Source organism: Cyanobium sp. T1G-Tous, from assembly GCF_024345455.1.
GTDB lineage: Bacteria > Cyanobacteriota > Cyanobacteriia > PCC-6307 > Cyanobiaceae > Cyanobium_A.
Genome location: NZ_JAGQBD010000003.1, coordinates 171900 through 185809, shown reverse-complemented (window position 1 = coordinate 185809; position 13910 = coordinate 171900). Strand labels below are relative to the sequence as shown.

Annotated in this window: 17 protein-coding genes; 10 read left to right on the top strand and 7 right to left on the bottom strand. The window is 65.6% G+C overall.

Annotated features, from left to right (window positions below; all coding sequences use genetic code 11):
• Positions 1-8: 8 nt before the first annotated feature.
• Genes KBY75_RS03710 through rlmN form a run of 3 tightly spaced genes read left to right on the top strand, consistent with a single transcriptional unit; the run spans position 9 to position 5381 of the window.
• Complete coding sequence (locus KBY75_RS03710) at positions 9-4124, top strand: DNA-directed RNA polymerase subunit beta' (RefSeq protein WP_254937334.1); 4116 nt, start codon at positions 9-11, stop codon at positions 4122-4124.
• Positions 4117-4290, top strand: coding sequence for a chlorophyll a/b-binding protein (locus tag KBY75_RS03705; RefSeq protein WP_255023008.1), 174 nt, complete (start codon positions 4117-4119; stop codon positions 4288-4290). The genes KBY75_RS03710 and KBY75_RS03705 overlap by 8 nt, the downstream gene beginning before the upstream one ends.
• A 41-nt stretch (positions 4291-4331) precedes the next feature.
• Positions 4332-5381 (top strand): 23S rRNA (adenine(2503)-C(2))-methyltransferase RlmN, encoded by a 1050-nt coding sequence (gene rlmN, locus KBY75_RS03700; protein ID WP_254937514.1) that lies wholly within the window; start codon positions 4332-4334, stop codon positions 5379-5381.
• Positions 5382-5393: 12 nt separating this feature from the next.
• Here rlmN and KBY75_RS03695 read toward each other — a convergent pair whose 3' ends face one another.
• A complete protein-coding gene (locus tag KBY75_RS03695; RefSeq protein ID WP_255023007.1) occupies positions 5394-6665 on the bottom strand; it encodes an AmpG family muropeptide MFS transporter in 1272 nt (423 codons plus the stop codon).
• 67 nt (positions 6666-6732) lie between these two features.
• Between KBY75_RS03695 and KBY75_RS03690 the strand changes: the two genes are divergently transcribed.
• The 5 genes from KBY75_RS03690 (at position 6733) to KBY75_RS03670 (ending at position 8808) form a co-directional block, all read left to right on the top strand.
• Positions 6733-6858, top strand: a complete 126-nt coding sequence (locus tag KBY75_RS03690) for a hypothetical protein (RefSeq protein ID WP_254931229.1) — start codon at positions 6733-6735, stop codon at positions 6856-6858.
• Between the two features lie 111 nt (positions 6859-6969).
• The gene (locus tag KBY75_RS03685; protein ID WP_255023024.1) at positions 6970-7725 is read left to right on the top strand and encodes a HEAT repeat domain-containing protein; all 756 of its coding nucleotides are present in this window, start codon (positions 6970-6972) and stop codon (positions 7723-7725) included.
• Positions 7726-7775: 50 nt separating this feature from the next.
• On the top strand, positions 7776-7979 hold the full coding sequence (locus tag KBY75_RS03680; protein WP_254937337.1) for a DUF2997 domain-containing protein: 204 nt from the start codon (positions 7776-7778) through the stop codon (positions 7977-7979).
• A gap of 23 nt (positions 7980-8002) precedes the next feature.
• On the top strand, positions 8003-8392 hold the full coding sequence (locus KBY75_RS03675; protein ID WP_255023006.1) for a DUF1257 domain-containing protein: 390 nt from the start codon (positions 8003-8005) through the stop codon (positions 8390-8392).
• A gap of 20 nt (positions 8393-8412) precedes the next feature.
• Positions 8413-8808 carry a ferredoxin gene (locus tag KBY75_RS03670; RefSeq protein WP_255023005.1) on the top strand — a complete coding sequence of 132 codons (396 nt, stop codon included), beginning with the start codon at positions 8413-8415 and terminating at the stop codon, positions 8806-8808.
• Here KBY75_RS03670 and rsmG read toward each other — a convergent pair.
• Entirely contained in the window at positions 8774-9523 is a 750-nt protein-coding gene (rsmG, locus tag KBY75_RS03665) for a 16S rRNA (guanine(527)-N(7))-methyltransferase RsmG (protein WP_255023004.1), read from the bottom strand. The genes KBY75_RS03670 and rsmG overlap by 35 nt on opposite strands.
• 68 nt (positions 9524-9591) lie before the next feature.
• Between rsmG and KBY75_RS03660 the strand changes: the two genes are divergently transcribed.
• Both KBY75_RS03660 and KBY75_RS03655 read left to right on the top strand, forming a co-directional pair.
• Positions 9592-10053 carry a J domain-containing protein gene (locus KBY75_RS03660; RefSeq protein WP_255023003.1) on the top strand — a complete coding sequence of 154 codons (462 nt, stop codon included), beginning with the start codon at positions 9592-9594 and terminating at the stop codon, positions 10051-10053.
• Positions 10050-10316, top strand: a complete 267-nt coding sequence (locus tag KBY75_RS03655) for a DUF3143 domain-containing protein (RefSeq protein ID WP_254937342.1) — start codon at positions 10050-10052, stop codon at positions 10314-10316. Before KBY75_RS03660 ends, KBY75_RS03655 begins: the two co-directional genes overlap by 4 nt.
• Here KBY75_RS03655 and KBY75_RS03650 read toward each other — a convergent pair.
• Genes KBY75_RS03650 through KBY75_RS03630 form a run of 5 tightly spaced genes read right to left on the bottom strand, consistent with a single transcriptional unit; the run spans position 10313 to position 13767 of the window.
• Positions 10313-10468, bottom strand: a complete 156-nt coding sequence (locus KBY75_RS03650) for a hypothetical protein (protein ID WP_254937343.1) — start codon at positions 10466-10468, stop codon at positions 10313-10315. The genes KBY75_RS03655 and KBY75_RS03650 overlap by 4 nt on opposite strands.
• Entirely contained in the window at positions 10465-11133 is a 669-nt protein-coding gene (gene bioD / locus KBY75_RS03645) for a dethiobiotin synthase (protein WP_255023002.1), read from the bottom strand. Before bioD ends, KBY75_RS03650 begins: the two co-directional genes overlap by 4 nt.
• Positions 11130-11939: a methyltransferase domain-containing protein gene (locus tag KBY75_RS03640; protein WP_255023001.1), complete on the bottom strand. Its 810-nt coding sequence runs from the start codon at positions 11937-11939 to the stop codon at positions 11130-11132. Before KBY75_RS03640 ends, bioD begins: the two co-directional genes overlap by 4 nt.
• Entirely contained in the window at positions 11936-12619 is a 684-nt protein-coding gene (locus tag KBY75_RS03635; RefSeq protein WP_255023000.1) for an alpha/beta fold hydrolase, read from the bottom strand. Before KBY75_RS03635 ends, KBY75_RS03640 begins: the two co-directional genes overlap by 4 nt.
• Positions 12610-13767 (bottom strand): aminotransferase class I/II-fold pyridoxal phosphate-dependent enzyme, encoded by a 1158-nt coding sequence (locus KBY75_RS03630; RefSeq protein WP_396097912.1) that lies wholly within the window; start codon positions 13765-13767, stop codon positions 12610-12612. Before KBY75_RS03630 ends, KBY75_RS03635 begins: the two co-directional genes overlap by 10 nt.
• Positions 13768-13910 lie beyond the last annotated feature (143 nt).

Here is a 13910-nt window from a genome sequence, read left to right as displayed (position 1 = left end):
GCGCAGCCATGACAGCCACACCCGCTAAGAAAACCACCAAGAAGAGCGCCAAGAAGGCCGCCGAGGCAGCCGCTCTGGAAATTGCTGCTGCTGCAGCACTGAAGGCGAGCAAGGCGCTTAGCAAGCAGGCGCCACCCTTCCGCAACCGCATCATCGACAAGAAGGCCCTGCGCAATCTGGTCGCTTGGGCCTACAAGCACCACGGCACGGCTGCTACGGCCTCCATGGCTGATGAGCTAAAGGATCTCGGCTTCCACTACGCCACCCAGGCCGCCGTTTCGATCTCCGTCGATGACCTGCGCATTCCTGGTGACAAAGCTGCGCTGCTGGCTGAAGCCGAGGAGCAGATCACTGAAACCGAAGAGCGCTACCGGCTCGGCGAGATCACCGAGGTTGAGCGTCACACCAAGGTGATCGACACATGGACCGAAACCAACGAACGTCTCGTGGCTGCGGTGCGCCGCAACTTCAACGAGAACGATCCACTCAATTCGGTTTGGATGATGGCCAACTCCGGCGCCCGGGGCAACATGTCCCAGGTGCGCCAGCTGGTGGGCATGCGCGGCTTGATGGCCAACCCCCAAGGGGAAATCATCGACTTGCCGATTCGCACCAACTTCCGCGAGGGTCTGACGGTCACCGAATACGTGATCTCCTCCTACGGCGCCCGCAAGGGTCTGGTGGACACCGCCCTGCGTACAGCCGACTCCGGCTACCTCACCCGTCGCTTGGTAGACGTAGCCCAGGACGTGATCGTGCGGGAAGACGACTGCGGTACAACCCGCAGCATTCCAATCGATGCCGATGAGAAAGGCAGGTTTGGTTCCAGGTTGATCGGCCGCCTTGCAGCCGAGCCCGTGGTTGCAGAGGACGGCGAAATCATTGTTGATCGCGACGGTGAGATCGACCCGATCCTGGCGCGCCGGATCGAGGCAGGAGGTGTGAAAACGGTGAAGGTGCGTTCGCCGCTCACCTGCGAGGCCTCCCGCTCGGTGTGTCGTAAGTGCTACGGCTGGGCCCTAGCCCACAACCAGCTGGTTGACCTCGGTGAAGCCGTCGGCATCGTTGCTGCCCAGTCGATCGGTGAACCCGGCACCCAGCTCACGATGCGGACCTTCCACACCGGTGGTGTGTCCACGGCCGAAACCGGCGTGGTCCGCTCCTTGGTGGATGGCACGGTTGAATTCGGGCCCAAGGCTCGGGTGCGCCCCTTCCGCACCCCCCACGGTGTGGAGGCCCAGCTAGCCGAAACCGACTTCACCCTCAGCGTTAAGCCCACGGGTAAGGGCAAGCTGCAGAAGCTCGACATCATCAACGGCTCGATCCTGTTTGTCGCCGATGGCGACACCGTGCCTGGAGACACGATCTTGGCCCAGATCGCCGCTGGCGTGACAGTTAAAAAGAGCGTTGAGAAGGCCACCAAGGACGTGATCTGCGATCTGGCCGGTCAGGTGCGCTACGAGGATGCGATCCAGCCCAAGGAGGTCACCGACCGCCAGGGCAACATCACCCTCAAGGCCCAGCGCCTGGGCCGGATGTGGGTGTTCAGCGGTGACGTTTACAACCTGCCCCCCAATGCCCTGCCCGTGGTGGGTGGCAACAAGGCCGTCACCACCGGCGAAGTGCTGGCCGAAAGCCGCCTGGTGAGCGAGTACGGCGGCGCCGTGCGCCTGCGCGATAGCGCCGGTGACTCCCGCGAGGTACAGATTGTCACCGCCAGCCTCACCCTCAAAGACTGCAAGTTGGTTGGTGAATCCACCCACTCTGGCGAGATCTGGCACCTCGAGGGCAAGGACAACATTCGCTACCGCCTCAATACCGCCCCGGGCAGCAAGATCGCCAACGGTGAGGTGATCGCTGAGCTCGCCGACGATCGCTTCCGCACCCAGACCGGTGGCACCGTCAAGTTTGCCCCTGGTTTGTCGATCAAGAAAGCCCGCAGCGCCAAGAATGGCTACGAGGTGAGCAAGGGCGGCACCCTGCTGTGGATTCCCCAGGAAACCCACGAGATCAACAAGGACATTTCCCTGTTGATGATTGAGGACGGCCAGTGGATTGAGGCCGGCACCGAGGTGGTGAAGGACATCTTCAGCCAGACCGCAGGCATCGTCACGGTGACCCAGAAGAACGACATTCTTCGGGAAATCATTGTGCGCTCAGGCACTCTCCACCTGGTCTCCGACAGCAAAACCATCAGCAAATTTGCTGACGGCAAGATGGTTACTCCTGGCGAGGAGATCGCCAAGGGTCTTAAGGCAGAGGCGATTCTGTTTGTGGAAGCAGTTGAAACCCCCGACGGTGGGGCCCTGCTGCTGCGTCCGGTTGAGGAGTACGCCATTCCAGATGCTGCCCACCTGCCCGAATTGGGCGCGGTTAAGCAGTCTGGCGGACCCTCTTTGAATCTCAAGGCCACCCAGCGCTTGGCCTTTAAGGACGGCGAGCTGATCAAGAGCGTCGATGGTGTGGAGCTGCTGCGCACCCAGCTGATCCTGGAAACCATCGACACCACTCCCCAGATGACGGTGGATGTGGAAGCGGTGTCTGATAAGCGGGCTAAGACGATCGAGCGCCTGCAGCTGACGATTTTGGAAACCCTGCTGGTGCGTCGCGACACCCTCTCTGATGCCAGCCACGGCTCCACCCACACCGATCTCCAGGTGGAAGACGGCATTGCGGTGAAGCGAGGCGATGTGGTGGCCACCACCCAGATCCTCTGCAAGGAGGATGGAGTAGTTCAGCTGCCTGATCTGGTCGATGGCGAGCCGATTCGCCGTTTGATCGTCGAGCGCGACGGCGACACCCGCAACATCGAGCTTGGTTCGGCTAAGTGTGAGGTTGGGGTTGAGCAGCGCATCGTCGATGGCGACCGGCTGGCGGAAGGGGTCGAAGCCCCCTGCTGCGGTCAGGTGGAAGCCATCAACGGCAGCACCCTCACGATTCGCCTCGGTCGCCCCTACATGGTTTCGCCCGACTCCGTGCTGCACGTGCGCGATGGGGAGTTGGTGCAGCGCGGTGACGCCCTGGCCCTGCTGGTGTTCGAACGTCAAAAGACAGGCGACATCGTGCAGGGTCTGCCCCGTATTGAGGAGCTGCTGGAGGCCCGCCGTCCGCGGGAATCCACAATTCTCTGCCGCAAGAGTGGCACCGTGCAGATCAAGCAGGGTGATGACGATGACTCCATAACCGTCTCGGTTATCGAGCACGACGATGCCATCACCGAGTACCCAATCCTGTTGGGTCGCAACGTGATGGTGAGTGATGGCCAGCAAGTGCATGCCGGTGAATCGCTCACCGACGGCCCGATCAATCCCCACGAGTTGCTTGAGTGCTTCTTCGAAGATCTGCGCAGCCGTAAGCCCACCATGGAGGCGGCCCAGGAAGCCATCTCCAAGCTGCAGTTCCGGATGGTCACGGAGGTGCAGAACGTCTACAAGAGCCAGGGAGTTGCGATTAGCGACAAGCACATCGAAGTGATCGTGCGCCAGATGACCAGCAAGGTGCGCATCGAGGATGCTGGGGATACCACCCTGCTGCCCGGTGAGCTAATCGAGTTGCGTCAAGTGGAGCAGGTCAATAGCGCCATGGCAATCACCGGTGGCGCACCCGCCGAGTTCACACCAGTGCTGCTGGGTATCACCAAGGCCTCGCTCAACACCGACAGTTTCATCTCGGCTGCCTCCTTCCAGGAGACCACCCGGGTGCTGACTGAAGCTGCCATCGAGGGCAAGAGCGACTGGCTGCGCGGTCTCAAGGAGAACGTGATCATCGGCCGCTTGATCCCTGCTGGTACTGGCTTCAGCGGCTTCGAAGAGGAGCTGCGGGCTGAGGCGGGCCCCCATCCCGACATTCTCGAGGAGGAGGCCATGGGCTATCGCCGCATGCAGAACCTGCGTCCCGACTACACCGTCGAGATGCCGGCTCCAGCGGCGTCGATGGCCGTGCTGGATGATCCCTCCGATGCGGATCTGGAGGCAACTCGCAGCCGCCATGGCATCGAAGCAAGCGTCAGCGGCACGGCAGCCTTTACCCGACCATCCGTTGAGGAGGGGCTGGAGGAGGAGCTGATCGCTGATCCCGCTGCCCTCGAGGGTCTGCAGGAAGAGGGGCTCCTCACCGATGAGTAATTCCGCCCGCACCAGCCTGAACACGCCGGTGCCCCAGCGCCGGTTGCCCCGCTTTGGCTTCCACGCCCACACCGAGCTGCTCAATGGCCGCATGGCCATGCTGGGTTTTATTGCCCTGCTGGTGGCGGAATGGAAGCTGGGCCACGGCTTGCTGATCTGGCCTTGAGCACATCGCCCGCTGCGCCGCTAGCCACTCCCCTGCTGGGGATGGGTTTGGCGGCCTTGGAGCAGTGGGCCGTTAGCCATGGTCAAGCCGCCTTCCGCGGCCGCCAGCTGCACGATTGGCTTTACGCCAAGGGAGCTCGCAGCCTCGACCAGGTGACTGTGCTTCCCAAGTTTTTCCGGGACCAGCTAACCACCCAGCCCCCCATTGATGCCGGCGACTGGATTGGTCGCTCGCGGGAGTTGCACCGCAGCGTCGCCCGCGATGGCACCACAAAACTATTGCTGGGTACCCACGACGGCCTCAGTATCGAGACCGTGGGCATCCCCGCCGAAGGCAGGCTCACGGTGTGTGTGAGCAGCCAGGTGGGCTGCCCGATGGCCTGTCGCTTTTGCGCTACCGGTAAAGGGGGGCTGCAGCGCTCCCTGGCGGTGCACGAGATCGTCGATCAGGTGCTGAGCGTGCGTGAGGTGATGGACCAGCGCCCCAGCCACGTGGTGTTTATGGGCATGGGTGAGCCCCTGCTCAACAGCGAGGCGGTGCTGGCAGCGATCGATTGCCTCTGCACTGATCTGGGTATGGCCCAGCGCCAGATCACGGTGAGCACTGTGGGGGTGCCCAAAAGCCTGCCAACCTTGGCGGAGCAGGCCCTAGAGCGGCTGGGCAGGGCCCAGTTCACCTTGGCGGTGAGCCTGCATGCCCCGGACCAGCGCCTGCGGGAGGAGCTGATCCCCACGGCCCATGCCTATCCCCTAGAAGCGTTGCTGGCCGATTGCCGCCACTACGTTGAGCTCACCGGCCGGCGGGTCAGCTTTGAATACATCCTGCTGGGCGGGCTAAACGACCAGCCCCGCCATGCCGAGGCCCTTGCGCGGCTCCTGCGCGGCTTCCAGAGCCATGTGAATCTGATCCCCTACAACCCGATCGCCGAGGAGGAATTCCAGCGTCCAGCGCCTGGCGCGGTGGAGGCGTTTCGACAGGCCCTGATCGATCGCCACGTGGCTGTGAGTGTGCGGGCCAGCCGCGGCCTCGATGCCGATGCCGCCTGCGGCCAACTGCGTCGCCGGCTCGAGGGCAGCCTGGAGCCGGCTTAAGCCAGAGCTCGATCAGGTGGCGTCGCGGTTGGGATCGAAGGCGCCGCGTGCTTCCTGTTCCCCCCAGGGGGTGAGCTGCAGCATCAGTAGAAAAGCCGGTATGGCGGCAGCGGCCGTAGCCAGGAAAAACATGGGCCAGCCCACGTTGCCCGCCACCACGCCGGCCGGGGCTGACAGCAGCGAGCGGCTGAGGGCATAGATGCCAGAAAGCAGGGCGTACTGGGTGGCCGAAAAGCGTGGGTTGCAGAGGCTCATCAGCAGCGCCACAAACACCGCGCCCACCATGCCTCCGCTCAGGTTCTCCAGGCTCACGGCGGCGATCAGCCCGCCGAAGCCCCAATTGAATTGGGCTAGGGCCCAGTAGGTGAGGTTGCCGCAGACGCCGGCGATGGCGAACAGCCACAGGGAGCGGTTCATGCCGATCCGGGCAAACAGCACGCCGCCAATCACGGTGCCGGCCATGGTGGCGGCAATCGCCCAGCCCCCCTGCACCAAGCCGATCTGGGCATCGCTGAACCCCTGCAATTTCAGGAAGGGGATGGCCATGGCGTTCAGCAGGCCATCGGGCCAGCGGTAGAGCAGCACCAGCAGCAGCAACTGCCAGGCCCGGTTTGGTCCCGCCCGGAACAAGAACTCCCGCGTTGGACCAAGCACCGCCTGCCGCAGGCTCGTGACCGGGTGTTGCACCGGTTGCAGGGCCGGGGCCCAGATCGTGATCGGCACTACGGCCGCCAGCAGAGCTGCGGCGGCAAGGAAGGCGGCCGGCCAGCCAAAGCGATCAGCCAGCAGGAATCCACCGGCACCCACCGCGAGCATGGCTGCCCGGTAGCCGAGGGTGGCTCCGGCAGCACCTGGCCCCCGCTCCACTTCGGGCAGGAGGTCGGTGCGGTATGCATCGACAGCGATGTCCTGGGTGGCACTGCAGACGGCCAGCACCAGGGCCGCGATGCCGATGGCGGTGAGGCTGGCTGGATTAGTGCTGGGTTGCAGCAGCGCCATCGCCGCAATCACGGGCACCAGAATTAGCTGCATCAGCAGCAGCCAGCCGCGGCGCCGATCGGGCCAGGCGATCGGCCAGCGATCTAAAAGCGGCGCCCAGAAAAGTTTGAGGGTGTAGGGCAGCTCAGCCAGTGGGATCAGGCCGATCAGGGCAAGAGGAACGCCGCTAGCGGTGAGCCAGCCCTGCAGCAACTTGCTGCCAACCATCAGCGGGGTGCCGCTGGCTACTCCCTCGGCGGTCACAGCTGTTAGACGCCGCCAGCTGCCGGAATTCTTATCTGCCATCACGTGGGCTTTAATCGGCGAACCCTAGGGGCGATGATGGAGGCCAGCACTCGAAAACGCCCCGGCCGTGCAATTTTTTCGCTCCACCCTGCTGCCGGCCGCGATTGTGGTGTTGTTTGGTCTGGCCCTGTTTGCCGTGAGCGCCCGCATCTGGTTGCCAGGTGACATGGCAGCCCCCGCCCCGATTGGCTGAGTCAACGTTGTGAGCGTTTCTCCCCAGTCCGATCAGCCATCCGGTGGGGCGAGTCCCTTCGGTGACGGTCCCTTCGGTGCCAGCCCACAAGAGCTGTACCTCGACCCCGAGATGCTGGCTCAGGAGCTGGCAGAGGAGCTGCGCGGTGATCCGCTCGACGATCTTGATAGCAGTGATCCATCGGCCAGTGATGTGGCGGCCGAGTGCGATCTGGGCTTGGTGTTGTTGCGGGGCGAGGCAGGGGGAAGCAGCCATGAGCAGTGCATGCAGGGGTTGCGCATTTTTTGTGAACACCGCGATCCCCGGGCCCTGCCCCTGCTGCTGCCGCTGCTGACGGTGAGCTGTCCAATCCTGCGGATGAGTGCGGTCTACGCCTTGGGCCGCAACCCCAGTCCCCAGGCGGTTGAGCCCCTGCTGGGCCTGCTGGTCTCAGATGACAACGGCTACGTGCGCAAGGCCGTGGCCTGGAGCTTGGGCAACTACCCCGACGCTCCCATCCTTAATCCCCTAATTCGCTCCCTGCAGGTGGATATCTCCGCGGTGCGCCTCTGGGCTGCCAGCTCCCTGGCTGAGGCGGGCTGCACCGGGCCGGCAAAGGCCGATCCGGCTGCGGCCCAGCTGTTGCTCAGCCTGCGCATCGACAGTGAGCCGGCGGTGCGCAGCAATAGCGCTTGGGCTCTCGGTCGCCTCTACGGCGAGCTGGTGGAGCCCCGGCAGCAGCTGGTGGTTGAGTCGCTGTTGAACGCCATGCTCAACGATTTCGAATCCGGGGTGCGCGATGAGGCCCGGCTGGCCCTTGAGCAGCTCGAACAGCCGGATGTGTTGGAGCGTCTGCAGACGCTGGTGGAGGAGGGGCTGCTCAGCTGACCAGGCGCAGGATTTCCTGGTTAACATCCGCAAAGCTCTCAGGCAATGGGATGGATCAGCTCACCATCCGCTATCGAATCCACCCCGATGGGCGCGTCGAGGAGCTGGTGGAAGGTCTGAATGGCATGGCGTGCGAACAGCTCACTGAGCGCATTGAGGCCAGGCTTGGAGTTGTGCAGCAGCGCCGGTCAACGGCTGAGGCCTTTCTCTGCCAGCAGCAGGCCCAGCAAAGCCAGGTCCAGTCCCTCTCCTGAATCAATTATTTCTCCTTAAATCGATGTCGCACTTCAGCACCATCAAGACCGAGCTCCGTGATTGCCAGTCCTTGCTCGAGGCGCTTGAGGATCTGGGCCACGCCCCAAGGCAGGGAAGCTTGATGGTGCGCGGTTATCGCGGCCAAACCGTGGAGGCCCAGCTGGCTGTGGCTCAGGCCAATGGCGCTGATATCGGTTTTTGCCTCAATCCTGAGACCGGTAGCTATGAGCTGGTGACCGATCTCGACCTCTGGAATCAGGCCGTGCCGGTGGAGCGCTTCCTGGCCCAGCTCAATCAGCGATATGCCCTGCGCAGCATCCTGGCCGCCACTGCTGAGGAGGGTTTCCAGGTGAGCGAGCAAGCCCAGCAGCAAGACGGCAGCATTGAATTGGTGGTTACCCGTTGGGCCTAGATCCGGCAGCTCACCCCGGCATGGTTGATCCCTCCCTGGCGTTCACCGCCACGGCCCTTTCCCCCGATTCACGGCGTAGTGGTCACGAACCACTGCTGGGCGGAGCTTTGGGTCAGAAGGCTGTCTGGGTTGACGAGGCTGTCTGCATTGGCTGTCGCTACTGCTCCCACGTGGCCGTCAACACCTTTGCGGTTGAACCCCACTGGGGCCGCTCCCGGGCGATTCGCCAAGACGGCGACTCCACCGAGCTGATACAGGAGGCGATCGATACCTGTCCCGTTGATTGCATCCATTGGGTTGCTTATGAGCAGTTGCCCGAGTTGCAGCAGCAGCTAGACGGCCAGGAAATTCTTCCCCTTGGTGTGCCTTCGCCGGTGCGGCTCAAGCGCACGTTGCCGCGCCCAGGGGCTGCTTAGCCGGCAGCCCCACGGCCCTGGGATAGGTGCGCGGGCAGGGGGCCAGCGGTTTAACCACCAGGGCGTGGCGGCTACCCCGGCCACTAGGTAATTCCCTGGCCAGGCACTGATCGATGCCAGCCTTTAGGGGGATAAGGGCGGCGTTGAGGTCCCGTTGGTCATCGGCTGACCACTGGCCGCGATAAAGCAGGGCTCGCCCCTGGGGTTGCAGCAGCGGCACCAGGTATTCGGCCACCACCGGCGCGCTGGCCACGGCCCGGGCCAGGGCCCAGTCGAACTTGCCCCGACAAGCCTGCTGCTGGCCGGTGCGCTCGATCCGTTCGCAGCGCAGCTGCACCCTCTCCCCAAGCCCTAGCGCTGCGGCCATGGCCTGCACCGCCTCCACCTTGCGCCCCACCGAATCCACCAGGGTCAACTGGGCCTGGGGAAAGGCGATCGCTAGCGCCAGGCCGGGGAAGCCACCGCCGGTGCCCACATCGATCAGCCGCAGCGGTGCCTGGGCTGCCCCCGATTGCAGTAGGGGCACCAGGGGCCAGAGGCTGTCAAACACCTGGGCTATCCAGAAGTCGTCGTCCTCCACCAATCGGGTCAAGTTGAGCTTGCTGTTCCATTGGCGCAGCTGCTCCTGCAGGTCGCCCAGCGACTTTTCTTGGGCTGGGCTGGGCTGCCAGCCGAGCTCCTGCCAGAGGGCATTGCCGGTGAGGGTGCGAGCCATCCAGCTTGGCGACGGGTTTCTGATCTCTAGGATCCCCCAGACCGGATCGTTTTCCCGGTGCCCTGCCCTTGGCCTGCTCCCCACCCAGTTATTACTCGTTGCTCCAGGTGCAGCAGAGCGCCTCGCCCCAGGAGCTACGCCAAGCGTTCCGGGGGCTGAGCAAGCGCTACCACCCCGACACCACCGTGCTGCCGGCTGGGGAGGCTGCATTGGCTTTCCAGCAGCTTCAGCAGGCCTATGGGGTGCTGAGCGACCCGGCCCTGCGCCAGCGCTACGACGACCAGCTGCGCCCGCCTTCGCTGCCCAGCAGCCCCGTTGCACCGCCACAGACCATCATTTCTCGGCCTGCTTCGGTGCGGCGTGATCTTTCTGGTGGCGAGTGGCTGGCACTGCTGCTGCTGGGTTTTGCCCTGGTGTTGAGCTTGGTTCTGGGTGTGGGAGTGGCCTGGATGCGCGGCGCCCAATTGGTGCAATGGCCGAGCTGGTGGCCTGAGGGCGCCCCCACCAACGTGACAGGGTTGGTTTCATGACCGATATGCCCAGTTCCCAGACACCGCTGTACCACCACCCCCTGCCTGCTCTGGAGCACTGGCTGGATCAGTTGGGTGCCAAGCGGCAGCGCGCCAATCCCTGCCTCTGGGACCTGCACCGCCCCGAATGGAGCGCCCAGATTGAGCTGGAGGTGGACGAGCTCAAAGTGAGCTGGCATAGCGACGGCCAGGTGTGTGTGCGTCACTTTCCCTATGGCTTGTCGCGGGCCGATGCCGAAGCGGTGATCCTGGCGGGGCCTTAACGGCAGATGCGGCTCTGGCGCTCCTCTGCGCTGGAGAGCGGCCCGCAGTTGACCCAGCGCACCAGGGAGGTTTCAACGTCGGTGAACAGCACCAGCACGCCGCCGCAGAGCAGGACCAGGGCGCCACTTACCAACCAGTGCTGCTTGCTCATCGGCTGGGGTTGGGGCCTGCGCCCATGGCTGCCGTCAGGGTACGGCTTAGTTCTTGCGCCTGCCATTGGGCAGCCAGACCCGAGGCTGTGAGCGGTTCTAAAGGTGGCAGCTGGGCTAGCACGGGCGCTTGGGCCAAGGCGGCCAGGGTGGCGGGATTGTCGGGATGGAGCGGGCCATTCAGCACCAGTCCCAGCAGGGGAATCGAGCGCTGGCGCAGGGCCTGCACCGACAGCAGGGTGTGGTTGAGGGTGCCCAGGCCGCTGCGGGCCACCAGCAGCACCGGCAGCCCCCAGGCGGCTAGCTGATCGATTTGCAGCCAGTCGCGGCGCAGGGGCACCAGCAGCCCACCGGCGGTCTCAACTACCAATGGCCCGGCCACTGCCGGCAGGGCCAGCCGGGCCGGGTCGATCGTGATGCCCTCTAGTTCGGCGGCCCAGTGGGGTGAAACCGGTGTCTGCAGCCGGTAGGCCTCCGGTAGCAACCGCTCCGCTGGTAGCTGCAGCAGGGCCTGCAGGCGGCCCGAGTCGCCGCCGCCCTCCAGTCCGCTTTGCACCGGTTTCCAGTAGGTGGCCCCGAGCCCCTGCACCACAAGGGCGCTCACCACGGTTTTGCCCACGTCGGTGTCGGTGCCGCAGATCACCAGGGCGTTGCTGCAACTGCTCATGGGCCGGGTCGCTGACCAAGCAGCACTAATACTTCCCAGCTGACGCAGCCATCTGCTGGCCAGCAGTGCAGCAGCCGGCGCAACTGGGCTGCACTGAGGCGGCTGGCCCGGCTGGCGCTGGCCCCGAGGCCCTGTAGCTGCTGCAGAAAGCCGAGGCCGCTGCCGTAGGCGCGGCTGAAGCGCAGCCGGCGGCTGTAGTGAGCCATCAGGCCGCCCCGGCTGGCAGCGGCCTGCAGGGCTTCGGCGGCGGGCAGGCTCAGGGCTGTGCAGGGCACCCCCGCGGCCGCGGCGGCCTGGTGCCACTGGGGAAAACTGGCGCTTGTCGGCACTGCCAGGCCGAGCCAGCCCCCTGGCCGCAACTGCTCGCACCAGTGCTGCACTTGGGCTGGGGGATTCTCCAGCCACTGCAAGGCGAAGCTGGAGGTGAGCAGGGAGGCCTGGCCCAGTTGCTCCGGCAGCCCCCGGTTGAGGTCCCAGCCGAGCTGGCCGCCGGCAGTGGTCAGGGGGTTATGGGCCAGTAGTTCGGGGCAGATATCAAGCTGCAGGAGGGCTTCCTGGCATCCCTGAGCCCGCAGCGCCTGCCCCATCAGCCCGCTGCCGGCGCCCAGATCGGCCCTTGGGCCGGCGGCAAGGTGGAGGGGCGCGCATAGGTGGGCCAGGCGCCAGGCCACCCCCTGCTGCAGGCGGGCATGGCGGGCGTAGCCGGCGGCATGGCGGCCGAAGCGGCTGCTCACGCGCGCGCTGAACACTGCGTCATCTAACAGCGTGTCACTTAAAACCGTGTCACGCACTGGATTTGCGTTCATGGCAGGCCCTCGATCCAGCCACACACGGTGGGCACGAGGGCCGGGCTGAGCAGGCAATGCCCCACCCCCGCCAGCACCAGGGTGTCGGCGGCAGGTAGGAGGCTGCGCAGCTGTTGGCGAGCTTGCGGACTCACGATCTGATCCTCGCCGCCCTCCACTATCAACACCCGCGCCTGGAGCGGGAAGCCAGTCGGTAGCCCCGCCGTGGCCGCCAACAGGTTTAGATCTCCCGCCAGCCGCTGGCGGCCAGATGCATCAAGGGGGGCGGCGGCGATGCCGGGTGGCAGCAGGCTGGCGGGCTGGGGGGCTGCGGCGCGCTCCATGAAGGTTTGCAGCATGGCGCTGGCTTTTGGGCCGGCCAGCTGGCTTGCCATGGCCGCCACGGCGCTGCGCAGCCGGCGGCCGCCGGGGCCCTCGGGCAGGAATGCTCCGAAGCTGGCTAGCAGCACCACCGCATCGGCCTGGGCCAGCACGGCAGCGGGCAGCAGATGGGGGCCCAGCGAGTGGGCGATCACCAGCTTCAGCCCCTGGTTGCTCTGCCAGGCCACCGGCCTGGGCGCTTGCCCGCCGTAGCCCCGTTCGCCGCACTGCCACGCCCAACCGCGGGCGCTCCAGGCGCTGTGGAATGGTTCCCAGCCCTGGGCATCGCCGGCCCATCCGTGCATGGCGATCAGCTGCATGCAGGACTCCCCAGCGCTGTGAGCAATCGCTTCAATGTGCCCGCCGGTAGGTCGTGGCGCAGCACCAGCCGCAGCCGCGCCGTGCCTTCGGGCACGGTGGGGGGGCGGATGGCCACGCTCAATAGGCCGGCTGCTTCCAATCTTTGTTGCAGCTCGAGAGCCCGGAGATCGTTGCCCACCAGCAGCGGCAGGATCGGCCCGGTGCCTGGCGGCCGCGGCCAGCCGGCCGCTTCCAGGCCGGTGCGCCAACGGGCGGCTCGCTGCAGCAGGGCCTCGCCGCGGGGTTCGGCCTGAATCAGGGCCAGGGCAGCCAGGGCGCCGGCGGCCAAAGGTGGGGCAAGGGCTGTGGTGTAGCGGAAGGCGCCGCTGGATTGCAGCAGCCAGTCCCCCACCAGGGCATCGCCGGCCAGAAAGGCCCCGCCGCCACCAAAAGCCTTGCCGAAGGTGCCGCTGATCAGGGCGATTTCGGGCTGGTTGTGGCCCAACCCCCGTCCGCCGGGGCCGAGCACCCCCAGGGCATGGGCCTCATCGAGCAGCAGGGCGGCGCCGTGTTCGGCGCAGAGGGCCGTCAGGGCCGCCACATCCACACTGGTGCCCTGCATCGAGAACAGGCTCTCGCTCAGCACCAGCAGCCGCTGCTCGGGAGCGCTCTGGCGGGCTGCTTGCAGCTGGGAGTCGAGCTGGGCCAGGTCGTTGTGGGCGAAGCGCTGCAACCGGGCACCGCTGGCGCGCACCCCGGTGAGCAGGGAGTGGTGGATCAGCCGGTCGGCCAGCACCAGGCTGTGGCGATCGGCCAGGGCCCCTACCGCCGCCAGGTTTGCCTGAAAGCCGCTGGGGAATAGCAGCACCTGCTCGCGCCCCAGCCAGGCAGCCAGCGCTGCCTCTAGCTCGCCATGCACCGGCCGACTGCCGCTCACCAGCCGCGATGCTCCGGCCCCCAGTCCCTGGCTGGCCGCGGCGGCCTGGGCGGCTGACACCACCTCGGGGTGACGGCTCAGGCCCAGGTAGTCGTTGCTGGCTAGATCCAGCAGGGGGGGCCTCCTGCCATGGGAAGTTGCCAGATCAAGGGTGGCGGCGGTTTCAGCTGGGGCAAAGCTGCGCAGGCCGCGGCGGCGCTGGGCGGGGATGGCTGCGAGCTGACGCTGCAATTCATCCCGCCAGCTGGCGGCTCTTTCCCCTGAGGGGGGCGAGGTGGTGCCGGGTTGTGTCAACGACCGGACAGGGCTGCGCAAACGCTAAATCCGAGCTTGTGCCCCGGCCTGTTGCTACTAGAGCTGGCCTGAGGCGGATC